This window comes from Nocardia sp. NPDC004415, from assembly GCF_053602435.1.
Genome location: NZ_JBSGDP010000084.1, coordinates 1 through 24,300 on the forward strand (window position 1 = coordinate 1; position 24,300 = coordinate 24,300).

The following is a 24,300-nucleotide window of genomic DNA, read 5'->3' on the forward strand; positions in this document are numbered from 1 at the left end:
TTATTTTCATATATAACTGGGTCGCGCCGCACGGGCGGGGCCGGCGGCGCCCTAACTTGGCCGGGGGGCGCCCGCCCGGGTGGTGGGGCGGCCGACTCTCCCTCGGATGAACAGGAGTCCCGATGAGTGACGTGACGGAAACACCGTTCGTCCGCTACGAGGTCGTCGACGGGTTCGCCACCCTGACCTTCGATTCCCCGCACAACCGTAATGCGCTCTCCTCCAAGCTCGTTCGTGAACTGCTGGCGGGCCTGGACGCGGCGAACACCGATCCCGCCGTGCGTGGCATCGTCCTCGCGCACACCGGCGACACCTTCTGCGCGGGCGCCGACCTCAAGGAGGCGAGCACCGCCGACCCGGCGACCGCGGCCGATCAGCGCACCCGCGTGATGATCGACGTGCTGCGCGGCATTCTCGCCTCGCCCAAGCCGGTCGTCGCCCAGATCGACGGCAATGTCCGCGCCGGGGGCATGGGCATCATCGGTGCCTGCGATCTCGTCGTGGCGGGACCGGGCAGCAGCTTCGCGCTCACCGAGGTGCGCATCGGGATGGCGCCGTTCATGATCTCGCTCACCCTGGTGCCGCGCATGGACCAGCGCTCGGCGAGCCGGTACTTCCTCACCGGTGAGAAGTTCGACGCGGCCACCGCCCAGCAGATCGGGCTGGTCACCGTGGCGGCCGCCGACGCCGCCGCCGAGGTGAAACGCCTGTGTGGCGAGCTGCGCAAGGGGTCGCCGCAGGGGCTGGCCGAGTCCAAGCGGCTGGTCAACTCGGCGCTGCTGGCGCGCTTCGACGTCGAGGCCGAGGAGCTCGCGCGACGCTCGGCCGGGTTCTTCGGCACCCCCGAGGTGATCGAGGGCATGACGGCCTTCTTCCAGAAGCGCCCGCCCAGCTGGGCACAATAGTCCGATGGCGACACCCCACGAACCCAAGCAGGACCGCAGCCGGGCCACCCGGCAGCGGCTGCTCGAGGCCACCATCGACTGCCTGGCCGAGACCGGCTGGGCGGCCGCGACCGTGTCGGTGGTCGCCGAACGGGCCGGGGTGTCGCGCGGGGCGGCCCAGCATCACTTCCCCACCAGGGAAGACCTGATCACCGCCGCCCTCGAGTACATGTTCGACACCAGGATGGAGCAGTCCAGCGCCGAGGCGACCGCGATCAGCGAGGTCGCCGAGGGTGCGGGCCGCACCCGCGCGGTGGTCTCCGGCCTGGTCGAGTCCTACACCTCCCCGCTGTTCAAGGCGGCCCTGCAGGTGTGGACCCATGCCGCCGCCGACCCGGCCCTGCGCGAACGCATCGTCCCCCTGGAAGCCCGCTTCGGCCGCATCGCTCACCGCCGCGCCGTCGAGGCGCTGGGCGTGGACGACTCCGACCCGGTCAACCACCACCTCGTCCAGGCGACCCTCGACCTGGCCCGTGGACTCGGCCTGGCCGATGTCCTCACCGACGACTCCGCCCGGCGCAAACTGATCGTCGACCAGTGGGCGGCGACCCTGCACGCGGCCCTCAACGGGGGCTGACAGCCCTTGTGACCTGCGGCTTCCTGGGTATATATTCTCCACATTGGGGATATATCGAGGGATAGTGACATGACCAAGCGCCTGATCGAGATCGACGACGAGTTGCTGGCGTCCGCCCAGGACGCGCTGGGGACGTCGGGGATCTCCGATACGGTGCGCGCCGCGTTGAGTTCCGCGGTGGTCGCCCGGGCGCGCGCCGCGGAAGTCGAGTGGCTCATCAATGGCGGCCTGGCGGAGATGGCCGACAAGGAACAGCGTGACGACGTATGGCGATAACGGCGCGGTACCTCATCGATACCAGCGCAGGCGCCCGGATGCGTCATCCGGAAGTCGCGGCCGAACTCGGTCCGCTGCTCACAGCGGGCCTCGTCGCGACCTGCGCCCCGCTGGATTCCGAGGCGCTCTACAGTGCGCGCGGTCCGGCGGAGTACGAACAGATCCGGTTCCGCCGCCGCGCGGCCTACGAGTACCTGCCCACCAACGACGAGCACTGGCACAGCGCGTTCGCGGTCCAGCGTGAACTCGCCCGGTCCGGGCGCCATCGCGCGGTCGGCATCCACGATCTGCTCGCCGCCGTACTGGCAGTCGAGCATCGCCTCGTCCTGTTCCACTACGACGCCGATTTCGAAACGGTCGCTTCGGTCCTCGACCTGAACCACCGGTGGGTGGCGCCGCGCGGAACCCTCGAGAAGTCCTGAGGACACGATGAACAGCGCACGGCCCGGCGGATCATGTTCCGCCGGGCCGTGTTCCGGATGAGCCGACTACGCCTTCGGCTGGGTCAGGTCGTACAGGGTGACCCCGTCGACGGTGATCGCGGTGTAGTGCTCGGTGACCCACGCGGTGATCGCCGAACTCGTCGACGCGCTTTCGCCGCCGGGGCCGCCGTGTCCACCGGCGATGAAGTAGTGGATCTTCCCGTCCGCGACATACCGCTGGAACTGTTCGAGTGTCGGGGACGGATCGGTGCCGTTGAAGCCGCCGATCGGCATGACCGGGAGCTCGGTGGCGAGCTGATACCCGGCGGCACTGTTGGACCCGACCGTGGCGGCTATCCAGGTGTAGTCGGTGCCGTCCTGCTCGAGGAGCGTGACGATGCTGTCACTGGGCCGCGAGCCGTTGAGCAACCCGCCGCCACCGGGCCCGCCCCGCATCCCACCGTCGCTCGATCCGTTCGGTGTACCGCCTGGCAGGGCGGCCCCATCCGGTTGGGCGCCGTCGGTCGGCGGGCCGTCGGGTCGGGCGGAGCCGTCGGTGGACGGGGCTCCTGCCGTGCCGTCGGTCGCCGAACCGCCAGGTGGCGTCATGCCGTCAGCGCGGGTCCCGTCGGCTCCTGGTCGGCCGTCGCCGGGCCGTCCACCGGGGCCGCCCATCCCGTGCATGCCGCCGGTGTTCGGACCCGCGGTGGGGATCGCGCCGGTGTGGGCGGTCGCCAGGGTGTCGACGGAATAGGCGACGGGGCCCGCGAGACCGACGAACGCCGCGAGGAGGCCGGCGGCCAGGGATTGCTTGCGCGCCAGCGGGAAAGCGAGGGCGATGGTCGTCACGACGCCGACGACGAGGATCGTCCAGCGCAGCCACGGCTGGAAGGAAGCGCTGCGCGACAACAACATCCAGGCCGTAGCGGTGGTGAGGCCCACGCCCAGCGCGCAGATGAGACGCACCCACAGGCGGTCGCGCGCACCCCACAGCTGCACCGCGGCGATGCCCACCAGCGCGGCGACGGCGGGTGCCAGGGCCACCGTGTAGTACTGGTGGAAGATGCCCGCCATGTAGCTGAAGACCAACCCGGTGACGAGAAGCCAACCACCCCAGAGGATCAGCGCGGCACGGCGTCGATCGGTGCGCGGCGCCCGGCCGCGCAGTACCAGCCCGGCGACCAGGCCGAGCAGGGCTGCGGGGATGAGCCAGGCGATCTGACCGCCCTGGGCGGAGTCGAACATGCGGGTGATGCCGGTGCTGCCCCACATGCCGTTGCCACCGCCACCGGGGAAGTCGCCGCCACCGGGCATCTCGCCCCCACCGGGGACCACGCTGCCGCGTTCATTGCCGTTGAGGCGACCGAGGCCGTTGTAGCCGAGGGTGAGCTCGATGATCGAATTCTCGTGCGAGCCACCGATCCACGGCCGCTTGTCGGCGGGCCACAGCTCCACCGTCAGCAACCACCAACCCGCCGCGACCACCATGGCGGCACCGGCGGCGAACAACTGCGCGATGCGCTTGCCGAGCTTCGGCGGGCCCGCGATCAGGTAGGTCAGTGCCAGCGCGGGTACCACCAGCAGCACCTGGAGCTGCTTGGCGAGGAAGCCGAAGCCGATCAGCCCGCCGGTGAGCAGCAGCCAGCGCCACCGGCCGTCGGCGACGGCGCGGGTCATCGCCCAGGCAGCCGCGGTCATCAACAGCACCAGCAGCGCGTCGGGATTGTTGAACCGGAACATCAGCACCGCGACGGGCGTCACCGCGAGCACCGTGCCCGCGATCAATCCGGCGGCGGCCCCGAACGAGCGGCGCACCGCCGCCCACAGCACGGCCACGCTCGCCACCCCGAGCAGCACCTGCGGCACCAGCATGCTCCAGCTGCTGAGCCCGAACACCCGCACCGACAGTTCCATCACCCACAGCGAGGCGGGCGGTTTGTCGACGGTGATCGAGTTGGCCGCGTCGGAGGACCCGAAGAAGAACGCCTCCCACGACTGCGAACCCGCCTGCACCGCAGCGGCATAGAAGTCATTGGCCCAGCCGTTGGCACTCAGGTTGATCAGATACGCGACGGCGGTTCCGAGCAGCAACACCGCCAAGGCCGGGTATTCCCAGCGCTTTCGGCGCTCGGTGGCGACCTCGGCGGTAGTCGGCGGTTCCATGACGGTGGCGGTCATCGACGCACCTCCAGCAGGTCCGTTCCCCGGACGTTCTCGGGAAGGTCGGCGCCCGCGTGCCGGAAGACCCAGCGCAGTCCGACGAACCGGGACAGTGTCGCAACGAGATTCGCGGTGATCAATACGCCGAGCTCGACTCCCACGGCGGCATCGGGTGCCCAGCGATGCAGGGCGAACAGGGAGCCGCTGGTGATGGCCAGGCCGAAGGCGAAGATGGCCAGGCCCTGGAACTGGTGCGACATCGCGTCGCGGCGCCCGCGGACACCGAAGGTGAAGGCGCGATTGGCGGCGGTATTGCCGACAGCGGTGACCAGCAGTGCCAGGAGATTGGCGCCCTGGCCGCCGAGCAGCGGTTGCAGCAGCAGGTACAGCACGATGTAGGCCAGCGTCGAGCTCACACCGACCACGGCGAAGCGCACCAGCTGACCGACCATCCCCAGCGGCACACCCGGCACCAGCGGTTCGCGCCCGACGGCGGCGCGCAGTTCGGCCAGCGGCAGCGCCCCGGTCGTGAGCGCCTTGGTGAGCCGCCAGATACCGCTGAGGTCCTTGCGGGCGGTGTCGACGATGTCGACGCGGCTGTCGGGGTCGTCGATCCAGTCGACCGGCACCTCGTGGATGCGCAGCCCGGCCCGTTCGGCCAGCACCAGCAGTTCGGTGTCGAAGAACCACTCGCCGTCGCGCACGAGCGGCAGCAGTTCCCGCGCGACCTCGGTGCGCATGGCCTTGAACCCGCACTGCGCGTCCGAGAAGCCTGCCCGCAGTGTGGTTTTCAGCAGCAGGTTGTAGCAGCGGGAGATGATCTCGCGCTTGGGTCCGCGCACCACCCGGGACGAGGCGTCGAGGCGGGTGCCGATGGCCAGCTCGGAATGTCGCGACACCAGTGGCGCGACCAGCGGCAGCAGCGCGTTCAGATCGGTCGACAGGTCGACGTCCATGTACGCGACCACCGCCGCGTCCGACGCGCTCCACGCCGCGCGCAGCGCACGCCCGCGTCCCTTCGCGTCCAGGTGCAGCACCCGCACCCCGTCGAGCTCGCCCGCCAGCAGCTGAGCGACCGCGAGGGTGGCGTCGGTGCTGGCATTGTCGGCGATGGTGATGCGCGCGGTGAAGGGGAATCCGTCGCGCAGGTAGGCGTGCAGCCTGCGCACGCACAGCCCCAGATCGGTTTCCTCGTTGTAGACGGGTATCACCACGTCGAGCACCGGGGCCCGGCTGCTCGGCGTGGCCTTCGGCTCGGCCTCGGTCTGAGTCATGGCACCACCCTCGATGCCCCCGCTGCCACCGAGCTGGGACCGAGCTGGGAGGTTGCTTGGAACCCCGCGCAGCGCCCTCACCAGCTAAAATGGGGAGGTTCGACGACTCGGGAGGCGCTGATGCCCACCGTTATCGCCGTGCTGATCGCCCTGATCGGCGCGTTCGTCCAGATCCGCAGGCACCCGGACCGCCCGGCGGCCGACATCCACCTGGTCTGGTGGATGGTGGCCGTGGTGGGCGTCGCGTCGGTGCTCGGCGCGGCCGCCCACATCTTCGACGGACCGCAGGTCGCCGAGCAGATCGGTTACACCCGCGGCGACGGCGGTTTCCAGTGGGAGAACGCGATGGGCGACCTGGCCATCGGCGTGGTCGGCATCATGGCCTACTGGTTCCGCGGCCACTTCTGGCTGTGCGTGATCGTCGTGCTGAGCATCCAGTACTGGGGCGACGCGGCCGGGCACCTCTACTTCTGGATCGCCGAGGACAACACCAAGCCCTACAACATCGGTATCCCGCTGTGGACGGACTTGCTGCTGCCGATCGTCATGTGGGTGCTCTACCTGCTCTCGCGGCACCGCGACGGCGACGCGGTGCCGAAGGCCGGCTAGCCGCGGCGCACGCGCAGCACGCTGTCGGCGCGCTCGCCGACCACCCCGTCGGGGCTGGTCGAGGGGCTGTAGACGAGTTCGGCGGTCTCCACCTGCCACTGCGGTCCCAGCGCGAGCTGGTCGAGGACCTGCTCGATGGTGGGGAACTCGACGTGGTGCGGCGGTTCGGTGACCCAGCTCGGCCAGCCGTGGTGCCCGCCGATCACCAGCGCGCCACCGGGGGCGACAGCCTCGGCGGCGCGGCGCAGGATCACCGCGCGCTCGTCGGGGCGCTCCACCGGCGAGTGCAGGAACTGCGCGGAGACCAGGTCGAAGGTGCCCGCCGGGAAGCTGTCGGTCAGGTCGTGGCGCTCCCAGTGGATGCTCAGCCCGGCCTCGCGGGCGCGGCGCCCGCCGCGTTCCATGGCGACGGTGGAGATGTCGACGGCGGTGACCCGCCAGCCGCGTTCGGCCAGCCAGATCGCGTCGCCGCCCTCGCCGCAGCCCAGGTCCAGGGCGGTGCCGGGCGTCAGGCCGTCGGCCTCGCGGACCAGCAGCGGGTTGACCCTGCCGGTCCAGACCTGCTCGCGGTCGCGGTAGAAGCCTTCCCAGAACTCTTCGGCGGTGGGGGTGGTGGTATCGGTCATGCGGTCCATCGTGCGGGCGCCCCGGAGAAACGCGCAACATTTCTTGCCGTTCCGGCAAAGACAACCCCTGCCAGCGATAGCGCCCCGCGCCGACAATAAGCTCCTGTTTGTGACGCGCGGTTACCCGAAATCAGGCGAGGCACCGGGTCGTCGTGTCGATGCGCGCACCGAACGCTGGCGCGAGCATCGCGTGCAGGTCAGAATCCAGTTCGTCGACGCCGCCTTCCGTGCGCTGGACCGGGTGGGCCCCGACGTGAGCATGGGCGATATCGCCAAGGAGGCAGGCGCCGCCAAGCCCAAGCTCTACCGCCACTTCGAGGACAAGACCGACCTCTACAACGCCATCGTCGACCGCGTGCGCGACATGCTCTGGGAGCGGGTGCTCACCAGCGTGGATCTCACCGGCGACTCCGTGGCCGAGCTGGTACGCACCGGCGCCGCCGCGTACGTGTCGGTGGTGTCGGAGCATCCGAACGTCTTCCGGTTCATGCTGCACAGCCACTTCAGTCAGCAGGCCAAGGAGACCGAGCGGGCGCTGGAGGCGGCGCGGCAATCCGCGCGCCGGGCGGCCGAGTTCTTCGCGGGCCTGCTGCCGACGGAATCGATCGACGTGGCCGGGATCGAGCTGGTGACCTATTCGATTTTCGGCGCGGTGGCCTCGGCCACGGACTGGTGGCTCGGCGCGAATCAGCGCGAGGTCTCGGCGATGCCGGTGGAGCGTTTCGTGGAGTATCTGGCCGAGAGCATCTCGGCCCTGGCTCGAGCGCATGCCAGCTTCAACGAGGTCCGCGTGGACCTGTCACAGCCGCTACGCGACGCGTTCATCGCCAACTGAAACGTTCTGCCGCGCCCGGCGCGAACTCCGTTGTTCTCGCCGGCTACGTCATTGGAACCGGTGGGGGTGCGGCGAGTTCAGTATGAACCCGCCCACCGACAAAATTGTGACGCCACGCACACTCTGGGCGGCTCAGTGCAGGCGCCACAGCGGCGAGACCGGGCCGTGGCCCGCGCCGAGGTCGTAGGAGGCGGCCAGGCAGCGGTAGGTCCATTCCTTGGCGAATTCGACGGCGTCGGGCACGGAATAGCCGTTGGCCAGGGCGCTGGCGATGGCCGCGGCCAGGGTGTCGCCGCCGCCGTGGTCGTTGCCGGTGGCGATGCGCGGGGCGGTGTATTCGCGGAAGGTGTCGCCGTCGTAGAGCAGGTCGGTGCTCACCTGCGAGGTGCGCAGGTGCCCGCCCTTGACGATCGCCCACTGCGCGCCCAGCGCGTGCAGCGCCTCGGCGGCCTTGCGGGCGGTCGTGTCGTCGACCACCTCGATGCCGGTGATCAGCCGGACCTCGTCCAGGTTCGGGGTGACGACGGTGGCCAACGGGATCAGCGTATTGCGCACCGCGTCGAGTGCCTCGGCGTGCAGCAGCGGGTCGCCGTGCATGGAGGCCGCGACGGGGTCGACGACGAGCGGAATCGTGCCGTCGCGCCCGATCCCGAGTTCGCGGCACACCCCGGCCACCGACTCGATGATGGCGGTGGAGGCGAGCATGCCGGTCTTGGCCGCGCCGATCCCGATATCGCGCACCACCACCCGCACCTGGTCCGCGACGATGTGCGCCGGGATCTCGTGAAACCCGCTGACGCCCACCGTGTTCTGCACGGTCACCGCCGCGACCGCGACGCAGGCGTGCACGCCGCACAGCGCCATCGTCCGCGAATCGGCCTGGATTCCGGCGCCGCCGCCGGAGTCGGTGCCCGCGATGGTGAGCGCGCGGACGGGGGTCTGGCCATCGGGGGTCAGCGGCAACATCTTCACGGTGTCACCCTACGGCCGCCGGGCCTGGTCCGGGACCCCGCCCGAGCTATGCAAATGAAAACCATTATCATTAACTCGTGACCACAACCTCCCTCCCCGTCACCGTCCTTTCCGGGTTCCTCGGCGCGGGCAAGACCACCCTGCTCAACCACGTGCTCGCCAACCGCGACGGCCGCCGGGTCGCGGTGATCGTCAACGACATGAGCGAGGTGAACATCGACGCCGCCCTGGTCGCCGGGCAGGGGCACCTCGACCGCACCGAGGAGAAACTGGTCGAGCTCACCAACGGCTGCATCTGCTGCACCCTGCGCGAGGACCTGATCGAGGCCGTCGCCCGGCTGGCGCGCGCGGGCCGCTTCGACCAGCTGGTGATCGAGTCCACCGGTATCTCCGAGCCCATGCCGGTGGCCGCCACCTTCGACTGGGAATTCGAGGACGGCTTCCGCCTCGGCGAGATCGCCCGGCTCGACACCATGGTCACCGTCGTGGACGCGTCCACCTTCCTGGCCGAGCTGGTGCGCGGCCAGGCGCTGGCCGAGCGCGAACTCGAAGCGGGCGAAGGGGATTCGCGCACCATCGCGGACCTGCTGGTGGACCAGGTGGAGTTCGCCGACGTGCTGCTGATCAACAAGACCGACCTGGTGAGCGCCAATGCGGCCGCCACCGTCGAGGCCACCGTGCGCAGGCTCAACCCGCGTGCCCGGGTGCTGCGCACCGAGAAGGGTGTCGTCGAGCTGGCGGAGGTACTCGACACCGGCCGCTACAACCCGCTCGTCGCCGCCGAGGCCGAGGGCTGGGCCGAGGAACTCGCGGGCGGCCACACCCCGGAGACCGAGGAATACGGCATCAGCAGCCTCACCTACGTCGCCGACCGGCCCTTCCACCCGGACCGTCTTGCCGAAGCCCTCTCTGGACTGCGAGGCATGTTGCGCAGCAAGGGATTCTGCTGGGTCGCCAGCCGCCCCGAACTGGCCGCCATCTGGTCCCAGGCGGGCCCGAACCTGACCTTCGAACCGGGCGCCTGGTGGTCCGCGCTCGAGGTACCGCCCGGCCAGGAAATCGTGTTCATCGGCGTGCGCCTCGACGCCCCCGCCGTCCGCCGCGCCCTCGACGCCGCCCTGCTCACCGACCCCGAATACGCCGCGGGCCCCACCACCTGGACCACCTACCCCGACCCCTTCCCCGCCTGGAGCGAACTCCACGACCACCACTGATCCACCGCAATGTTGCGCGGAAGTCACTGCGCTGGTGCATGATTCGAAAGGGCCGCGACCCACGCACCGATGAGGGGAGCGTGGGCCGCGGCACCGAGGCCGCGCGCCGAGAAATTCTCGAGCTGATTCCAACCCTGTCGGCGGGTGTGGCCCGGCGGGCACCATGCTCGCATGCTGTTGGAGAAGCCCACCGAGACCGGGGCGCGCCGGGTTCCGCTGTACCGCCGTGCCGGGTTTCTGCGTGCGCTCTCGCCGGTCGTGCTGCTGCTGATCTGGCAGATCGGCAGCAGCAGCGGCTGGATTCCGGCCAAGAAACTGCCCGCGCCGTCGAAGGTCTTCGACGCCGGGCTCGAGATCTACCGGTCCGGGCAGCTCGGTGAGGCACTGCTCGTCTCGGGTGGGCGCGCGCTCCACGGGTTCGCGCTCGGCGCGGTGCTGGCGCTGGCGCTGGGCGTGCTCGCGGGGCTGAGCCGGATCGGCGAATACGCGGTGGACCCGCCGTTGCAGATGATCCGCACCATCCCGCTGTTCGGGCTGATCCCGCTGTTCATCATCTGGTTCGGCATCGGCGAGGAGCCGAAGGTCTACCTGATCGCGCTCGGCGTGTTCTTCCCGCTGTATCTCAACACCTTCTCCGGCATCCGCCAGCTCGACCCCAAGCTGCTCGAACTCGGCAGCGCCCTGCAACTCGGCCTTGGTGAACGCCTGCGGCTGCTGATCCTGCCCGGCGCGCTGCCGCAGATCCTGGTCGGCGTGCGGCAGAGCCTCGGCATCGCCTGGCTCTCGCTGATCGTGGCCGAACAGATCAATGCCAGCGCGGGCCTGGGTTTCGTGGTCAACAACGCACGCGAATTCCTGCGCACCGACATCGTGGTGTTCGGCCTGGTGATCTACAGCCTGCTCGGCCTGCTCACCGACTCGATCGTGCGCCTGCTCGAACGCCGCGCCCTGCGGTGGCGCCCGGCGGTCCATCGCTGATGTCCGTCACCCGCCGCCGCTCGATCGCGAGGTTCCCGTCATGACCGCTGCCGCCGTCACCCCCCTGCCCAGCAAGTCCACCCGCACCCCGGCCGCGCGAATCACCGGTCTGGGCAAGCGCTTCGGTGAGCGCACCGTCCTCGACGGCATCGACCTCGAACTCGGCGCGGGCGAGATCGTCGCGCTGGTCGGGCGCAGCGGCTCGGGCAAGTCGACCCTGCTGCGCATCCTCGGCGGCCTCGACACCGCGAGTCGCGGCGAGGTGACCGTGGCAGGCAGACCGACCATCGTCTTCCAGGAGGCGCGGCTGATCCCGTGGCAGCCGGTGGTGCGCAATGTCGCCCTCGGCAGGCCCAAGCCGCGCAACCGCCGCGCCGACGAGAAGGCCGCGCGCGAACTGCTCGCCGAGGTGGGCCTGGCCGGTCGCGCCGACGCCTGGCCGCTCACGCTGTCCGGCGGCGAGGCCCAGCGCGCGGCGCTGGCCAGGGCCCTGGTGGCCGAGCCGACCCTGCTGCTGCTCGACGAACCCTTCGGCGCCCTCGACGCGCTCACCCGCCTGACCATGCACGAACTGCTGCTCGGCCTGCACGAACAGCGCGCCTTCGGTGTGCTGCTGGTGACCCACGACGTGCTCGAGGCCATCACCCTGGCCGATCGCGTGCTCGTCCTGGACGAGGGCCGCATCGCCGCCGACGTGTCCATCGACCTGCCCCGCCCGCGCACCGCGGGTTCGCCGGAGGTCGCCGACTACGCCACCCAGCTGCTCACGCTGCTCGGCGTCACCCACTGACCCACCCACCCGGCGCACCGCGCCGACCGCTCCACCCGACGCACGAAAGTAGTTCCTGTGAAACGCACTCCGAAGTCTCGCCTGGCCGGGCTCGCCCTCGCCGTCGTCGCCGCGCTCTCGCTGAGCGCCTGCGGTGACGACGCGGCCACCGACGCGGCGCCCTCGGGTCCGGTCGACCTCAGTACCGTCACGCTGAAAGTCGGCGACCAGAAGGCGATTTCGATCGAGGTGCTGCTCAAGGCATCGGGACAGCTGGAGAACCTGCCGTACAAGATCGAGTTCTCCACCTTCACCGCCGGGCTCCCGCTGGTCGAGGCGGCCAGCGCGGGCGGTATCGATATCGCCCAGACCGGCAACACCCCGGTCATCTTCGGCGCGGCCGCCGACGCCGATGTGAAGATCGTCGGCGCGCTCTCGGCCACCGGCAAGGGTGACGCGATCCTGGTCGGCAAGGACTCGACGGTGAACTCGGTAGCCGGGCTCAAGGGCAAGAAGGTCGCCGTCTACAAGGGCAGCTCCGCCAATGCCAATCTGCTGCTGCAACTGAAGAAGGCGGGCCTGTCGCTCAGCGATGTGGAGCCGGTCTACCTCTCGCCCGCCGACGGTTACACCGCGCTGACCCGCGGCGATGTCGAAGCCTGGGCCACCTGGGACCCCTACACCGCCATCGCGGAGAAGGAGATCGGCGCCAAGTCGATCGCCACCGCCGACCAGGCCGCCAACGGCTACAACTTCTGGGTCGCGGGCAACAAGACCGTCGCCGACGCGTGCAAGTCCGCCGCTCTCGCCGACTTCTTCCAGCGCTACGCCGCCGCCACCAAGTGGTCCTCGGACAACCTCGACACCTGGTCGACCAAGTACGCCGAGCTCACCCAGATCAGCGTCGACGCCTCGCGCACCACCTGGACCCGCTCGATCAAGGAGCCGATCAAGCTCACCGACGACGTGGTGGCCTCCGAGCAGGAGATCGCCGACGCCTTCACCGACGCCAAGGCCCTGCCCGGCAAGGTCGACTTCAAGTCCTTCGTCGACACCCGATTCGACAAGCCCTGACGAAAACCCTACGCGGCGCCCCTGATTCGCGGATCGGGGGCGCCGTCACGCTGTGCCGAAGGTGAGGGCGACATTGTGTCCGCCGAAGCCGAACGAATTGCTCACCGCGTAGTCCATCCGCTGTGGACGCGCGGAACCGGCCACGATGTCGAGTTCGATCGCGGGGTCGGGATTGTCGAAATTCAGTGTGGGCGGGACGATCTGCTCACGCAGGCTCAGCAAGGTGATCAGTGATTCCAGCGCGCCCACCGCGCCGATCGAATGGCCGAGCGCGGATTTCGGCGCGTAGACCGGGGCGTGTGGGGTGACGGCGGTGATGGCCGCGGCCTCGGAAGCATCGCCCACCGGGGTCGAGGTGGCGTGCGCGTTCACGTGCCCGATCTCCGAAGGCTGAAGTCCCGCAGTCTGTATCGCCTTGCGCATGGCCCGCGCGGCGCCGGTGCCCGCAGGATCGGAGGCCACGATGTGGAAGGCGTCGGAGGTGATGCCCGCGCCGAGTACGCGGCCGTGCACCCGGGCGCCGCGGGCTTTCGCGTGCCGCTCGGATTCCAGGACCAGCAGTGCCCCGGCTTCCCCGAAGACGAACCCGTCGCGGTCGCGCTCGAACGGCCGCGACGCGCGCTCGGGTGCGTCGTTGCGGGTGCTCATCGCCCGCATCATGGCGAACCCGGCGATGGGCACCGGGTCGATATGCCCCTCGACGCCGCCGGTGACCACCACATCCGCCTCGCCGGTGCGGATCAGCCGCCAGGCGTGCGCGATGGCCTCCGAGCCCGACGAGCACGCCGACACCGGCGCGAAAACCCCGCCCCGCGCGCCGATTTCGAGCCCGACCGTGGCCGCGGGCCCGTTCGGCATCACCATCGGCACGGCCAGCGGCGACACCTTGCGATAGCCACCCGCCCGCATGGCGTCGACCGCGTCGATCAGCGCGTCACCGCCGCCGAGCCCGGTACCGATCGCGACGGCCAGTCGTTCCGGGTCGACCCCGGGTGCGCCCGCCGCCTGCCAGACCTGGCGGCCGAGTGCCAGCGCCATGCGCTCGACGTAGGAGTGCCGACGCTGCTCGACGCGCGTCAGCTCGGCGTCCGGTGGGGTCACCAGCGGGCCGCCGATCCGTACCGGCAGATCGTGTTCGGCGAGGAATTCCGGTGCCAGCGCGCGGATTCCGCTCTCCCCGCGCAGCAGCCGCACCCAGGTCTCGTCCATGGTGTCGGCCAGGGCGGTGGTCGCCGCGTATCCCGTCACCACGACGTCGTCCCGAGTTTCTGAAGCGATCGGTACAGTCATGGCGTCATGAATACCTGTAGCACTCGCTACAGTCAACCCATGGCCCGTCCTCTCGACCATCGCAAGCGCGCCGAACTGCTGGCCGGTGTCGTCGCCTATATCGCCGCCAACGGTCTGGCCGAGCTGTCGCTGCGACCGCTGGCCGCCGCCCTCGGCACCAGCTCGCGCATGCTCATCTACTACTTCGGGACCAAGGAGGAACTGCTGGTCCAGGCCCTGGCCACGCAGCGGCCCGACGTGGGCGCGGTGTTCGCCGACGTCACCGAGGCGGCCCAGCTGCGCGACCGGCTGCTCGGCTTCTTCGACCTCAATGCCGACGGCGCCGAGACCGACAGCGTGCGCGTGCTGCTCCAGGTACTCGGTGCCGCCTGCGCTCCCGATTCGCCGTACCGGGACTACGCGGACGCCGCCATCGCCACCTTCGTCACCGCGTTCGCGGCCGCGCTGGGCCGCACGGGTCTCGCCGAGGACCCCGAGGTGGTGGCGACGCTGCTCATCTCGGGGATGCGCGGGATCATCCAGGATCGGCTGATCACCGGCGACCGGGAACGCACCACCCGGGCCGCCCGCACGCTCGTCGACGCGGTGCTGCCCGAGCGCTGAGGCCGGGTCCGGCGGCGGACGTGCCGGGAGGTTGCTGGTTGCCGCGGCCGGACGGGTGCGGTCGGTAGGTTGACGGTGGCGGAGATGCGGCGACGACGCGAGGTGAACCGGTGGCCGAAGCGCGGAGTTACGGTGCGGTGCGATGGGTGATGCTCGGCGTGCTGTGCGCCAGTCTGTTGCTGGTCGCGATGGACGCCACGATTCTCAATGTCGCGCTGCCCTCGCTCATCGACGACCTCCAGGTCGGCCCGCTCGAACAGCTGTGGATCATCGACATCTACGGTCTGGTGCTCGGCGGCCTGCTCATCACCACGGGCGCCATCGGCGACCGGGTGGGCCGGAAGCTGTTGTTCCTCAGCGGTTTCGTGCTCTTCGGCATCGCCTCGGTGATCGCCGCGACCGCGACCACTTCGGCCCAGCTCATCGGTGGACGTGTGCTGCTCGGCGTCGGTGGCGCCATGGTGATGCCCTCCACGCTCTCGCTGATCCGCAATATCTTCACCGACGCGCGCGAGCGCACCATGGCCATCGGGATCTGGGCCGCGGTCGCGGGTGTCGGCGCGACGGTCGGGCCGATCATCGGCGGCTTCCTGGTCGAGCACTTCGGCTGGGCGTCGGCCTTCTGGCTGAACGTGCCGGTCGTGCTGGTGACGGTACTGGTGGGGCTGTGGGTGCTGCCGGAATACCGGGCGCCGCAGGCCGGTGGGCTCGACTGGTTCGCCGCGGCGCTCTCGATCACCGGGATCGTGTGCTTGGCCTGGGGAATCAAGCATCTCGCCAAAGGCGAGGCGAGCGCGGTCGATTGGGCGATCCTGCTGCTCGGCCTCGCCGCGATGGTGTGGTTCGTGCGCCGTCAGCTCACCGCCACCGACCCGCTGCTGGATGTGCGGCTCTTCCGTAACGGCGCCTTCACCGCGGCGGCGGTCGCCACCTTGCTGGCCATGATGGCCATCGGCGCGGCCATGTTCCTGGTGTCGCTGTGGCTGCAATACGTCCACGGCTACAGCCCCTCGCAGGCCGGTATCCGCATGCTGCCCGCCGCGCTCACCCTGCTCACCGCCTCGCTGCTCACCCCGTTCCTGATGGAGAAACTCGGGGTGCGCACAGTGCTCGGCGTCGGTCTCGGCGCGGTGGCGCTGGGCTTCCTGCTGCTGGCGGTGAGCCCGGAACCGACGACCTATCCGGTGATCGCGCTGGTCCTGGTCTCCTTCGGCCTCGGCGACGGCATGGCGGTGACCGCGGCGGCCGCCGTGCTGGTCGGTGCCGTGCCCGCCGACCGCGCGGGCCAGGCGGGTGCGGTGGAGGAGACCAACTACGAGGTCGGCGTCGGCTTCGGTGTCGCGTTGCTCGGCAGCCTGCACGCCCGCATCTTCAGTCAGCACATGACGAATCTGCCCGTCCCGCCCGACCGGCTCGACCAGGCCGCCGGTTCGGTCGGCGGCGCGGCCGAGGTCGCCGAGGACCTCCCCGAACCGGCCCGCACCGATCTCCTGCACGCCGCCGAACACGCCTTCGACTCCGCCCTGACCACCACCTCCGTCATCTCCGCCGTCGTCATCGCCGGGGTCGCCGTCGGCACCGTCCTGCTGGTCCCGCGCGGTTTCCGGGTCACCGGCGGACACTGACCTCGGTAAGGACCGGCATGATCGTGCGATCGGCCGGTCGGCATTCGAAATCCTGACTGGAGGAGGTCGTTTCGCACGTCTACGCCATTCCTCCACACCCCCGACTTATCCCCAACCCTCGCTCGGTGGCGGAATTCTCGTGACGGCACGGCGCAGACTCCCCACATGGACAGGGTCGTCACACGCGCGCAATTGGTCGCGGAGGGTATCGCGTCGAGCACGATCGGTGATCGATGCCGCCGGGGTCGATACGTCCGGCTGCTCCCGGGTGTCTACTGCGAGGGCACGCCGACGGCAGTGGCGCGCTGCGCGGCGATCGTCGAATGGCTACCCGACGCGCATCTGAGCCACCGGACCTCGGCATGGCTGCACGCGATGCTGCCCGAACCGGAGGTGTTCGAAGCGACAGTCCCGCCGTCGCGTTACCGCAAGACGCCGCCCTGGCTGCGCCTCTACCGCCGCGACCTCCCCGCCGATGTCCTGGACGACCTCGCCGAATTCCCGGTGACCACCGCCGCGCAGACTGTGCTCGACTGCCTGACCGTGCTCCCGGAGCCCGAGGCCGACCGGCTGATCGACGACCACCTGTTCCGCACGGTCGACCCGGCCGCGTTGTCGAGCCTGTGCGCGACGGGCAGGGCAGGTGTTCCGCTCTTGCGTAAACAATTGCGGCAGGCGGCGCGACGGTCGCTGTCCGAACCCGAGCGCCTGTTCGCGCGGGCGCTGGCTCGCCGCGATCTGTCGCTGTCGCCGAACGAATCGATCGGCCCGTTCTTCTGCGATTTCGTCGACCTGCGGAGCCGGACGGTGGTGGAGATCGATGGGTGGGAGTACCACAGCGACCGGATGACGTTTCGTCGCGACCGTCGCCGTCAGAACTGGTTGGTGATCCACGGCTGGTTCGTGCTCCGGTACTCGGCGCACGACATCCTGCACCATCTCGACGAGTGCGCCGACGAGGTCGAGCGTGTGGTCCGGCGCCGTCGTTTCCACCGCAGGCTGGCGTAGTCGTGCGATTCGGCGCCGTGCGGTCACGAAACTGACTGGCGGCAAGTCGATTGCACGAATACTCCAAGACCGCCCTTGATGCAATCAAGTGGTTGCTATATATTGGATAGCAACTAACAGGTTGCTATAAAGGAGGAGATCATGGGCTTTCCAGATCAGATCGTGCGGACCGTCGAGCTCGCCCATCCGCCGGTGAAGGTGTGGGCCGCGATCACCACCGCGGAAGGACTCGCGAGCTGGTTCGGCGACACCGCCACCATCGACCTGCGTCCCGGCGGCGCGGCGCGGATGACGTGGACCGAGGGCGGCCACGTGGCGAACATGCGGGTGGAACGAGTGGAAGAACCCTCGGTGTTCGGCTTCACCTGGCAGATCTACGGCCTGCCCGAGGACGACCCGCGGCGCACCTACGTGGAGTTCACCCTGGAACCGGCCGGTGCGGGCACGCGATTGACGGTGGTGGAGAGCGGTTTCGCGCAGCTGCCCGAGGACGCGTACCAGGCGGCCTTCGGCGGCAACACCGACGGCTGGAAGAGTGAACTGGGTGAGTTGGTCGAATACCTCGATGCGGCCTGAACCGGAGGCCACCGCCGAGCGGGTCTTCGTCGCGCTGGCCGATCCGAGCAGGCGCGCGGTACTGGCCACGCTCTCCGCCGACGGCCCCGCCACCGCGACCGACCTGGCCGATCGCCTGCCCATCACCCGGCAGGCGATCGCCAAACACCTTGCGCTGCTGGCCGATGCGGGCCTGGTGGTCGCGGAACCGGGGGAGCGGCGCCGGGTGCGTTACCGCCTCGACTCGGCGCCCATGCGGGTGGCTCAGCAGTTCCTGGCGGCGCTGGCCAGGGACTGGGACGGACCGCTCGACGCGCTACGCAGGCACCTGGACGGCTGAGCCGGACGGACGGATCGAGCAGTGACGCGAGTCCGGCCTGGTAGCGGGTCCGGACACCGCGCACGGACTACCCGCGCGGGGCGATGAGCAGCGTTTGAGTACTGCGGCCGATCGGCCCGGTCTCGTCGAACAGGGCCGATTCGGCCAGACCGATGCCGTGCGGCTGGGGATGGGTGACCGCGTCCAGACAGACCCATTCGCCGACCGGGTGGCGGTGCAGAGACACGGTCAGATCGGTATTGATGAACAGGTACTTCGACCAATCCAGCACCGAGCTCACGCCATTGCCGGAATCGGCGGCGGCCAGGGTGCGTTCCAGTGGACTCGGCGTGGTCCCCGCGACGATCGGGTACTTCAACCGGATCCAGCACACCGCCGGACCGGGCTGCGCGAAAGTGCCTGCGGTGAACCGGTATTCGATGCCGGTGTGGAAGCCGACCGGCTGATCCGACGGGAACATCTCCGGTGCGGTCTCCGCGGGCAGGGTCCGGGAGCCGCTGGGCAGGAATTCCACCGGCAGGTCGAGTGGCGGATCGGCGAGCTTGAGCCGCCACGCGGTGGCCCGCATGACCGGCCCGCGCTCGGTGGACAGCGTCGCCTCGATCAGCTCCACACTGCGCCCCGACCGCACCACCTCCGCCCGCGCGGTCAACGGGGCCAGCGGCACCGGCCCGAGGATCTCCACCGCGACCCGGCCCACCTGGAACCCGTCGCGCGGGGCGCACCGTTCGATCACGTGCCCGAGCAGCGCAGAGGGCGGCCCGGCATGCTGCGCGTCGGGCGACCACGGCCCCCGGGTGAGCTCAGTCGACTCGAACCGGCCCGGATCAGCCGGGTCCGGAAGATAGAAGGCATCGGCCATACCGCCGACGCTACCCGGGGGCCGGGGTGGGGTCCTACTGACCGCCGCCGGAGGAACCGCTCAGCAGCGAGGTCCACAGGTCGAGCAGCGGACGGATCGGGCACGGGTTGATGTCGGTGGACGTGCATCCCAGCGACGAGGACCCACTGTCGGCCACCGGCAGCGGCGCGGCCGCCTGGGCGGTCCCGAGCGGGGCGGCGATGGACACGGCGGCGGCCGCGAGGGCACCGGCGGCGAGACGTTTCATACGAGCAGACATGCCTGCACCTTACTGACCGGCGTGGATACGCGATGCCCCCGAAATCCGGGGGCATGTCAGCGGCCGGTGAGTCCTGCCTCGTGGGCGAGGACGGCGGCCTGGACGCGGTTGTTCAGGCCGAGGCGGCGCAGGATGCCGCTGACGTGCGCCTTCACCGTGGACTCCGCCACGAACAGCTCCGCGCCGATGTCCTGGTTGGACAGGCCGCGCCCGACCCCGGCGAGCACGGCGCGCTCCCGTTCGGTGAGCCCGGCGATCCGTGCCCGCGCCGCGGACCCGTTCGCGAAGCCGCCACCGTCCCAGCGGGCGATCACCTTCTTCGCGATACGCGGTGACAGGTAGGCACCGCCGCCGGCGACCGCGTGGACACCGAGCAGCAGTTCCCGGGGGTCGGACGCCTTGAGCAGGAATCCGGCGGCGCCCGCGTCGAGTGCGGCGGTGACGTAGTCGTCCTCGTCGAAGGTGGTGAGGATGATGACGGCGGCCAGGTCCCGCACCTGGGCCGCGGCGGTCAGACCGTCCAGTCGCGGCATCCGCACATCCATCAGCACCACATCCGGCCGGTGCGCGCGGGTCAGTTCGACCGCTTCGCGGCCGTCACCGGCCTCGGCGACGACCTCGATGCCGGGGTCGGTGGTGAGGATCGAACGGATACCGGCGCGGATCATCATCTCGTCGTCGGCGAGCAGGACGCGGATCATGGTGCTGCCGCCGGGAACTGGGCTCGTACGACGAAGTCGTGGCCTTCGGGACCTGCGGCCAAAGTGCCCCCGACCAGGTGGGCTTGCTCGCGCAGTCCGGCGAGGCCGCTCCCAGGCCGACGTCCGGCGGCCTCGCGCTCGATCGCGGGGATTGCGCTGTCGCGGAGGGGATTCGCGATGGTGATGGTGGTGTCTTCCGGTGTCCGGTCGACGGAGATCGTCACCGCAGCGCCGGGTGCGTGGCGGGCGGCATTGGTGAGGGATTCCTGGACCACCCGGTAGATCGCGCGATCTGTCAAGGGCGGCAAAGGATCTCCATCCTCCGGGAGACGCAGGTCGACCCGCATGCCCGCGTCGACAGCGCGTTGAACCAGCGCGCTGACGGGCTCGTCGCGCGGCGTGGACGACGCGGCACCGTCCCGCAGCACCGCCACGGTGCCGCGCAGGCGATCGGTCGCGGTGACGGCGGCGGCCCGTAGCCGTTGCGCGGCAGCGCGGTTCGGCTCCGTGAGGTCGGCGGACAGTTCGAGCGCACCGGCTTGCAGGGCGATGAGGGCGAGATCGTGCCCGAGCGAATCGTGCATGTCGGCGGCGATGCGGGCACGCTCGGCCAGGGCGACCCGTTCGGCGAGGAGCGTCTGCTCCTGTTCGAGCCGCGCGACCCGCTCCCGGCCCACGACGATCAGCTCCGCCTGCTGCCCGCGGAACCGACCGGCCAGCCACGGCAACACGACGAACACCCCCTGGCTCAGCATCGCCCCGACGCCGACGGAGAAATCCACCGCGCAATAGACCAGCGCGGGTACCGCGACGACTGCCTGCACCAGCCAGCCCCGGCCGACCGGCACATGGCGGCCGTACAGATAGGCGGCGACGGCGAGCCCGGCGAACACTGCCTGGCGCCAGGCGGGCAGGGCGTCGAGGAAGAAGCCGTTGAGCGCGCACGCGGCCGCGATCAGCGTGAGCCCGGCGTAGTTCCTCATCGGAGCGAGCCTAGCGAGCGCAGCCGGAGCAGGCGGGCGATCAGGGTCGCCGCACCGGCGAATGCGCAGGTCAGCAGGGTGATGGTGAGTGGGGCGGGGAAGTAGGTGAGTTGCGCCCAGGTCACCGTTCGCCCGTTCATCAGCACCGACAACGCCTGAGGGAAGGCCGCGAACAGCGCGATCGGCGCGGCGGCGGGCAGGCAACGCAGCACCGTCCACCACCATCGGGAGTGCCCGCGCCGGTCGGCCCACCGGCGGGCGCGGACCACCCCGGCGACACCGAGCCCCAGCGCGCCCGCGATGACCGCCACGAGGACGGCTTCCATGCGCAGCCGGGTGTCCACCAGCGGTGCGGGATGCTCGCCCCGGCCCAGTGCGACCAGCCCGGTGAGGATCTCGTACGCGTCGTCGTGCAGAGCGGCGCTGTTGACCAGGACCGCGAAGCCGTAGCCGGTGGACGGGTCCAGCGCGGCGGCCGAGGTGTAGGTGAACAGGTTGCCGGAATGGGTGATCAGCGGTGCGCCGTGGTCGGTGTCGAGGCCCCAGCCCATGCCGTAGTCGCGCACCGGGGTCGGGGCGTACATCAGTGCCAGGCTTTCGGGGCGTACCAGTTGCGGGCCGTCGCCGGATTGGCTGATCAGCCAGCGGCCCAGGTCGGCGGCGGTGGTGATCACGCCGCCGCTGCCGTCGAGGAAGCCGGGGAGTTCGGCGCGGGCGATCCACTGGCCGAACAGGGAGTTGAAACCGGCTGCCGGAGTGATGGTGTCGTCGTCGAGGGCTGAATCCGGCATGCCGAGGGGGGTGAAGATGCGCTGCCGCACGAACTCCCCGAAGTCCGATCCGCTCGCCACCTCGACCAGGCGTGCGGCGAGGTTGTAGTTGACGTTCGTGTAGGCCCAGCGGGTGCCCGGCTCGGCGGTGAGTGTCGCGGTCCGGAGGGTGGCGGTGTACTGCTGGAGCGACCCGGCGGTCGCGGTGGCGCCGATATCGGCGCCACGGTCGGACAAGCCCGAGGTCTGGTTCAGCAACTGGCGCACGGTGATTCGGTCCGAGCGCGGATCGGCGGTGCGGAACTCGGGCAGCTGGTCCGCCACCGGCCGGTCCAGTCCGATGGCGCCGTCCTCGACCAGCGTCATCACCGCCATGGCCGTGAAAGCCTTGGTCAGCGAGGCGACACGCATAGGGGTGTGGGCGGTGATCGCCGCGCCGGTGGAGTCGTGCCCATATCCCGCCGCGTGCACGATCTGCCCGTCCCTCGTGATCACCGCCGAGACTCCCGGCAGTCCGGTATCGGTCGCCGCGCGCGCCAAGAACTCATCGAACGCATGGGTGGACAAGGCATTTCGCGTGGGTTCGGCCGTGGCGGTCGTCGGCAGGAACAGCCCGCCGACGACCCCGGCCAGGGTGACCAGCACCCCAACTCTGTTGCGCATGCACCGAAACTAGGTATCCGGCCCACCCCGGCGATGCCGCCGAACGGATCGACCGCCCCCTACGAAAGTCGATACGCGCGGGCCGGATACCGGGGATCAGACGACCGGCAGGTAGACCTTGTTGCCCTGGTCGGCGAACTCGGCGGACTTCTCGGCCATGCCCGCCTCGATGGCCGCCACGTCGGTGAGGCCCTGCTTCTCGGCGTATTCGCGCACGTCGGCGGAGATACGCATGGAGCAGAACTTGGGGCCGCACATGGAGCAGAAGTGGGCGGTCTTGGCGGGCTCGGCGGGCAGTGTCTCGTCGTGGTATTCGCGGGCGGTATCCGGGTCGAGCGAGAGCGCGAACTGGTCGTGCCAGCGGAATTCGAAACGGGCCTTGGACAATTCGTTGTCGCGGTCCTGGGCGTGCGGGTGGCCCTTGGCCAGGTCGGCGGCGTGGGCGGCGATCTTGTAGGTGATCACGCCGACCTTGACGTCGTCGCGGTTGGGCAGGCCGAGATGCTCCTTCGGGGTGACGTAGCAGAGCATGGCGGTGCCCGCCTGGGCGATGATCGCGGCGCCGATGGCGGAGGTGATGTGGTCGTAGGCGGGCGCGATATCGGTGGCCAGCGGGCCCAGGGTGTAGAACGGGGCTTCCTCGCAGAGCTCTTCCTCGAGCTTCACGTTCTCCACGATCTTGTGCATGGGCACGTGACCGGGGCCCTCGATCATCACCTGCACGCCATAGGATTTCGCGATCTTGGTGAGCTCACCCAGGGTGCGTAGTTCGGCGAACTGGGCCGCGTCGTTGGCGTCGGCGATGGAGCCGGGACGCAGACCGTCACCGAGGGAGAAGGTGACGTCGTAGCGCGCCAGGATCTCGCACAGTTCGCGGAAGTGTGTGTACAGGAACGATTCCTGGTGATGGGCCAGACACCACGCTGCCATGATGGACCCGCCGCGCGAGACGATGCCGGTGACACGCTTGGCCGTGAGCGGGATGTAACGCAGCAGCACGCCCGCGTGCACGGTCATGTAGTCCACGCCCTGCTCGCACTGCTCGATCACGGTGTCGCGGTACAACTCCCAGGTGAGCTTCGTGGGATCGCCGTTCACCTTCTCCAGCGCCTGGTAGATCGGCACGGTGCCGATCGGGACGGGGGAATTGCGCAGAATCCACTCGCGGGTCTCGTGGATGTTCTTGCCGGTGGACAGGTCCATGATGGTGTCGGCGCCCCAGCGCGAGGCCCACACCATCTTCTCGACTTCCTCGGCGATCGAGGACGACACCGCCGAGTTGCCGATATTGGCATTGATCTTGACCAGGAACTTCTTGCCGATGATGGTCGGCTCGAGCTCCGGGTGCCTGTGGTTGGCCGGGATCACCGCGCGACCGGCGGCGACCTCCTCGCGCACCAGTTCCGGCGCGACGCCCTCGCGGGCGGCGATGAAACGCATCTCCGGGGTGACGATGCCCTGGCGCGCCCAGTGCAGCTGGGTGGGCGGGCCGTCGACGGTGGGCCGGTCCCACTCGTCGCGCAGCTTGGGTAGACCGGCCTCGAGATCGATCACCGCCGTGTCGTCGGTGTACGGGCCGGAAGTGTCGAAGACGTCGAACGTGGTCCCATTGGTCAAATTGATCCGGCGCACCGGAATGCGCAGGCCATCGACCTCTTTGTAGTGCTTGACGCTGCCCTCGATGGGGCCGGTGGTGACAGACGTGGCTGTGCCCATGGTGGTTCCTCCCTACGCCGGCATTACCCGGTCAGGTTCATACGGTCGACAGCCCTGACCGCCCGAAATGGGCTAGCCGTCCTCTCAGCCCGCTGGTGCGAGCCCCCGTGCTTGTTGGAGCGCTGGCGCGCTCGAGTTCGCGGCCCCTTATGTCCCGCCGATGGGAGGCCGTTGCTTGCTCCTTCGTCGCCTACG

General features: G+C 69.8%; 26 protein-coding genes. 15 read left to right on the forward strand and 11 right to left on the reverse strand.

Annotated features, from left to right (window positions below; all coding sequences use genetic code 11):
• The first annotated feature begins 122 nt into the window (after positions 1-122).
• The 4 genes from ACWEMY_RS27125 to ACWEMY_RS27140 all read left to right on the forward strand — a co-directional run bounded on the left by ACWEMY_RS27125 (position 123) and on the right by ACWEMY_RS27140 (position 2,219).
• Positions 123-905, forward strand: a complete 783-nt coding sequence (locus ACWEMY_RS27125) for an enoyl-CoA hydratase family protein (RefSeq protein WP_452392299.1) — start codon at positions 123-125, stop codon at positions 903-905.
• A 4-nt stretch (positions 906-909) separates the two neighbouring features.
• On the forward strand, positions 910-1,521 hold the full coding sequence (locus tag ACWEMY_RS27130; protein ID WP_452392300.1) for a TetR/AcrR family transcriptional regulator: 612 nt from the start codon (positions 910-912) through the stop codon (positions 1,519-1,521).
• Positions 1,522-1,590: 69 nt separating this feature from the next.
• Positions 1,591-1,797, forward strand: coding sequence for a DUF2191 domain-containing protein (locus ACWEMY_RS27135; RefSeq protein ID WP_375931009.1), 207 nt, complete (start codon positions 1,591-1,593; stop codon positions 1,795-1,797).
• Complete coding sequence (locus tag ACWEMY_RS27140) at positions 1,788-2,219, forward strand: PIN domain-containing protein (protein WP_452392301.1); 432 nt, start codon at positions 1,788-1,790, stop codon at positions 2,217-2,219. The genes ACWEMY_RS27135 and ACWEMY_RS27140 overlap by 10 nt, the downstream gene beginning before the upstream one ends.
• A gap of 66 nt (positions 2,220-2,285) precedes the next feature.
• On the opposite strand, the gene ACWEMY_RS27145 is transcribed toward ACWEMY_RS27140, so the two are convergent.
• Together ACWEMY_RS27145 and ACWEMY_RS27150 are read right to left on the reverse strand one after the other, a co-directional pair.
• A complete protein-coding gene (locus ACWEMY_RS27145) occupies positions 2,286-4,397 on the reverse strand; it encodes an ArnT family glycosyltransferase (protein WP_452392302.1) in 2,112 nt (703 codons plus the stop codon).
• Complete coding sequence (locus ACWEMY_RS27150; RefSeq protein WP_452392303.1) at positions 4,394-5,653, reverse strand: glycosyltransferase; 1,260 nt, start codon at positions 5,651-5,653, stop codon at positions 4,394-4,396. Before ACWEMY_RS27150 ends, ACWEMY_RS27145 begins: the two co-directional genes overlap by 4 nt.
• A 120-nt stretch (positions 5,654-5,773) precedes the next feature.
• Here ACWEMY_RS27150 and ACWEMY_RS27155 point away from each other — a divergent pair, with 120 nt between their 5' ends.
• Positions 5,774-6,262, forward strand: a complete 489-nt coding sequence (locus ACWEMY_RS27155) for a DUF6790 family protein (protein ID WP_452392304.1) — start codon at positions 5,774-5,776, stop codon at positions 6,260-6,262.
• Here ACWEMY_RS27155 and ACWEMY_RS27160 read toward each other — a convergent pair.
• Complete coding sequence (locus tag ACWEMY_RS27160) at positions 6,259-6,888, reverse strand: class I SAM-dependent methyltransferase (RefSeq protein ID WP_452392305.1); 630 nt, start codon at positions 6,886-6,888, stop codon at positions 6,259-6,261. The genes ACWEMY_RS27155 and ACWEMY_RS27160 overlap by 4 nt on opposite strands.
• 109 nt (positions 6,889-6,997) lie before the next feature.
• Here ACWEMY_RS27160 and ACWEMY_RS27165 point away from each other — a divergent pair, with 109 nt between their 5' ends.
• On the forward strand, positions 6,998-7,723 hold the full coding sequence (locus tag ACWEMY_RS27165; RefSeq protein WP_452392306.1) for a TetR/AcrR family transcriptional regulator: 726 nt from the start codon (positions 6,998-7,000) through the stop codon (positions 7,721-7,723).
• Positions 7,724-7,855: 132 nt separating this feature from the next.
• On the opposite strand, the gene thiD is transcribed toward ACWEMY_RS27165, so the two are convergent.
• Complete coding sequence (gene thiD / locus ACWEMY_RS27170) at positions 7,856-8,695, reverse strand: bifunctional hydroxymethylpyrimidine kinase/phosphomethylpyrimidine kinase (RefSeq protein WP_452392307.1); 840 nt, start codon at positions 8,693-8,695, stop codon at positions 7,856-7,858.
• 77 nt (positions 8,696-8,772) lie between these two features.
• Between thiD and ACWEMY_RS27175 the strand changes: the two genes are divergently transcribed.
• From ACWEMY_RS27175 to ACWEMY_RS27190, 4 genes are all read left to right on the forward strand, one after another.
• Positions 8,773-9,909, forward strand: coding sequence for a GTP-binding protein (locus tag ACWEMY_RS27175; RefSeq protein WP_452392308.1), 1,137 nt, complete (start codon positions 8,773-8,775; stop codon positions 9,907-9,909).
• Positions 9,910-10,080: 171 nt separating this feature from the next.
• Positions 10,081-10,887: an ABC transporter permease gene (locus ACWEMY_RS27180; RefSeq protein WP_452392309.1), complete on the forward strand. Its 807-nt coding sequence runs from the start codon at positions 10,081-10,083 to the stop codon at positions 10,885-10,887.
• Positions 10,888-10,927: 40 nt separating this feature from the next.
• Entirely contained in the window at positions 10,928-11,677 is a 750-nt protein-coding gene (locus ACWEMY_RS27185) for an ABC transporter ATP-binding protein (RefSeq protein WP_452392310.1), read from the forward strand.
• A 57-nt stretch (positions 11,678-11,734) separates the two neighbouring features.
• A complete protein-coding gene (locus ACWEMY_RS27190; RefSeq protein WP_452392311.1) occupies positions 11,735-12,730 on the forward strand; it encodes an ABC transporter substrate-binding protein in 996 nt (331 codons plus the stop codon).
• A 45-nt stretch (positions 12,731-12,775) separates the two neighbouring features.
• Here the strand turns inward: ACWEMY_RS27190 and ACWEMY_RS27195 are convergent, their stop codons facing one another.
• Complete coding sequence (locus ACWEMY_RS27195) at positions 12,776-14,020, reverse strand: KasA/KasB family beta-ketoacyl-ACP synthase (protein ID WP_452392312.1); 1,245 nt, start codon at positions 14,018-14,020, stop codon at positions 12,776-12,778.
• A gap of 39 nt (positions 14,021-14,059) precedes the next feature.
• On the opposite strand from ACWEMY_RS27195, the gene ACWEMY_RS27200 reads away from it, so the two are divergent.
• From ACWEMY_RS27200 to ACWEMY_RS27220, 5 genes are all read left to right on the forward strand, one after another.
• Positions 14,060-14,623 carry a TetR/AcrR family transcriptional regulator gene (locus ACWEMY_RS27200; RefSeq protein WP_375930970.1) on the forward strand — a complete coding sequence of 188 codons (564 nt, stop codon included), beginning with the start codon at positions 14,060-14,062 and terminating at the stop codon, positions 14,621-14,623.
• Positions 14,624-14,733: 110 nt separating this feature from the next.
• On the forward strand, positions 14,734-16,248 hold the full coding sequence (locus tag ACWEMY_RS27205; protein WP_452392313.1) for an MFS transporter: 1,515 nt from the start codon (positions 14,734-14,736) through the stop codon (positions 16,246-16,248).
• Between the two features lie 165 nt (positions 16,249-16,413).
• Positions 16,414-17,256, forward strand: a complete 843-nt coding sequence (locus ACWEMY_RS27210) for a DUF559 domain-containing protein (protein ID WP_452392314.1) — start codon at positions 16,414-16,416, stop codon at positions 17,254-17,256.
• A 141-nt stretch (positions 17,257-17,397) separates the two neighbouring features.
• Positions 17,398-17,832: an SRPBCC domain-containing protein gene (locus ACWEMY_RS27215; protein ID WP_452392315.1), complete on the forward strand. Its 435-nt coding sequence runs from the start codon at positions 17,398-17,400 to the stop codon at positions 17,830-17,832.
• Positions 17,822-18,151, forward strand: a complete 330-nt coding sequence (locus ACWEMY_RS27220; protein ID WP_375930956.1) for an ArsR/SmtB family transcription factor — start codon at positions 17,822-17,824, stop codon at positions 18,149-18,151. The genes ACWEMY_RS27215 and ACWEMY_RS27220 overlap by 11 nt, the downstream gene beginning before the upstream one ends.
• Positions 18,152-18,218: 67 nt before the next feature.
• On the opposite strand, the gene ACWEMY_RS27225 is transcribed toward ACWEMY_RS27220, so the two are convergent.
• From ACWEMY_RS27225 to thiC, 6 genes are all read right to left on the reverse strand, one after another.
• Positions 18,219-19,013 (reverse strand): thioesterase family protein, encoded by a 795-nt coding sequence (locus ACWEMY_RS27225; protein WP_452392316.1) that lies wholly within the window; start codon positions 19,011-19,013, stop codon positions 18,219-18,221.
• Between the two features lie 34 nt (positions 19,014-19,047).
• Positions 19,048-19,272 (reverse strand): hypothetical protein, encoded by a 225-nt coding sequence (locus ACWEMY_RS27230; RefSeq protein WP_452392317.1) that lies wholly within the window; start codon positions 19,270-19,272, stop codon positions 19,048-19,050.
• A 56-nt stretch (positions 19,273-19,328) separates the two neighbouring features.
• Complete coding sequence (locus ACWEMY_RS27235; protein WP_452392318.1) at positions 19,329-19,973, reverse strand: response regulator; 645 nt, start codon at positions 19,971-19,973, stop codon at positions 19,329-19,331.
• On the reverse strand, positions 19,970-20,956 hold the full coding sequence (locus tag ACWEMY_RS27240) for a sensor histidine kinase (RefSeq protein WP_452392319.1): 987 nt from the start codon (positions 20,954-20,956) through the stop codon (positions 19,970-19,972). Before ACWEMY_RS27240 ends, ACWEMY_RS27235 begins: the two co-directional genes overlap by 4 nt.
• On the reverse strand, positions 20,953-22,389 hold the full coding sequence (locus tag ACWEMY_RS27245; protein ID WP_452392320.1) for a serine hydrolase domain-containing protein: 1,437 nt from the start codon (positions 22,387-22,389) through the stop codon (positions 20,953-20,955). The genes ACWEMY_RS27240 and ACWEMY_RS27245 overlap by 4 nt, the downstream gene beginning before the upstream one ends.
• Positions 22,390-22,485: 96 nt before the next feature.
• A complete protein-coding gene (gene thiC, locus ACWEMY_RS27250; RefSeq protein WP_452392321.1) occupies positions 22,486-24,105 on the reverse strand; it encodes a phosphomethylpyrimidine synthase ThiC in 1,620 nt (539 codons plus the stop codon).
• Positions 24,106-24,300: the final 195 nt, after the last annotated feature.

What these genes read in the sequence shown, in the direction of transcription:
- ACWEMY_RS27125 (WP_452392299.1), top strand. Translation starts at nt 123, where the DNA reads ATGAGTGACGTGACGGAAACACCGTTCGTCCGCTACGAGGTCGTCGAC.
- ACWEMY_RS27130 (WP_452392300.1), top strand. Translation starts at nt 910, where the DNA reads ATGGCGACACCCCACGAACCCAAGCAGGACCGCAGCCGGGCCACCCGG.
- ACWEMY_RS27135 (WP_375931009.1), top strand. Translation starts at nt 1,591, where the DNA reads ATGACCAAGCGCCTGATCGAGATCGACGACGAGTTGCTGGCGTCCGCC.
- ACWEMY_RS27140 (WP_452392301.1), top strand. Translation starts at nt 1,788, where the DNA reads ATGGCGATAACGGCGCGGTACCTCATCGATACCAGCGCAGGCGCCCGG.
- ACWEMY_RS27145 (WP_452392302.1), bottom strand. Translation starts at nt 4,397, where the DNA reads ATGACCGCCACCGTCATGGAACCGCCGACTACCGCCGAGGTCGCCACC.
- ACWEMY_RS27150 (WP_452392303.1), bottom strand. Translation starts at nt 5,653, where the DNA reads ATGACTCAGACCGAGGCCGAGCCGAAGGCCACGCCGAGCAGCCGGGCC.
- ACWEMY_RS27155 (WP_452392304.1), top strand. Translation starts at nt 5,774, where the DNA reads ATGCCCACCGTTATCGCCGTGCTGATCGCCCTGATCGGCGCGTTCGTC.
- ACWEMY_RS27160 (WP_452392305.1), bottom strand. Translation starts at nt 6,888, where the DNA reads ATGACCGATACCACCACCCCCACCGCCGAAGAGTTCTGGGAAGGCTTC.
- ACWEMY_RS27180 (WP_452392309.1), top strand. Translation starts at nt 10,081, where the DNA reads ATGCTGTTGGAGAAGCCCACCGAGACCGGGGCGCGCCGGGTTCCGCTG.
- ACWEMY_RS27185 (WP_452392310.1), top strand. Translation starts at nt 10,928, where the DNA reads ATGACCGCTGCCGCCGTCACCCCCCTGCCCAGCAAGTCCACCCGCACC.
- ACWEMY_RS27195 (WP_452392312.1), bottom strand. Translation starts at nt 14,020, where the DNA reads ATGACTGTACCGATCGCTTCAGAAACTCGGGACGACGTCGTGGTGACG.
- ACWEMY_RS27200 (WP_375930970.1), top strand. Translation starts at nt 14,060, where the DNA reads ATGGCCCGTCCTCTCGACCATCGCAAGCGCGCCGAACTGCTGGCCGGT.
- ACWEMY_RS27210 (WP_452392314.1), top strand. Translation starts at nt 16,414, where the DNA reads ATGGACAGGGTCGTCACACGCGCGCAATTGGTCGCGGAGGGTATCGCG.
- ACWEMY_RS27215 (WP_452392315.1), top strand. Translation starts at nt 17,398, where the DNA reads ATGGGCTTTCCAGATCAGATCGTGCGGACCGTCGAGCTCGCCCATCCG.
- ACWEMY_RS27220 (WP_375930956.1), top strand. Translation starts at nt 17,822, where the DNA reads ATGCGGCCTGAACCGGAGGCCACCGCCGAGCGGGTCTTCGTCGCGCTG.
- ACWEMY_RS27225 (WP_452392316.1), bottom strand. Translation starts at nt 19,013, where the DNA reads ATGGCCGATGCCTTCTATCTTCCGGACCCGGCTGATCCGGGCCGGTTC.
- ACWEMY_RS27230 (WP_452392317.1), bottom strand. Translation starts at nt 19,272, where the DNA reads ATGTCTGCTCGTATGAAACGTCTCGCCGCCGGTGCCCTCGCGGCCGCC.
- ACWEMY_RS27235 (WP_452392318.1), bottom strand. Translation starts at nt 19,973, where the DNA reads ATGATCCGCGTCCTGCTCGCCGACGACGAGATGATGATCCGCGCCGGT.
- ACWEMY_RS27240 (WP_452392319.1), bottom strand. Translation starts at nt 20,956, where the DNA reads ATGAGGAACTACGCCGGGCTCACGCTGATCGCGGCCGCGTGCGCGCTC.
- ACWEMY_RS27245 (WP_452392320.1), bottom strand. Translation starts at nt 22,389, where the DNA reads ATGCGCAACAGAGTTGGGGTGCTGGTCACCCTGGCCGGGGTCGTCGGC.
- thiC (WP_452392321.1), bottom strand. Translation starts at nt 24,105, where the DNA reads ATGGGCACAGCCACGTCTGTCACCACCGGCCCCATCGAGGGCAGCGTC.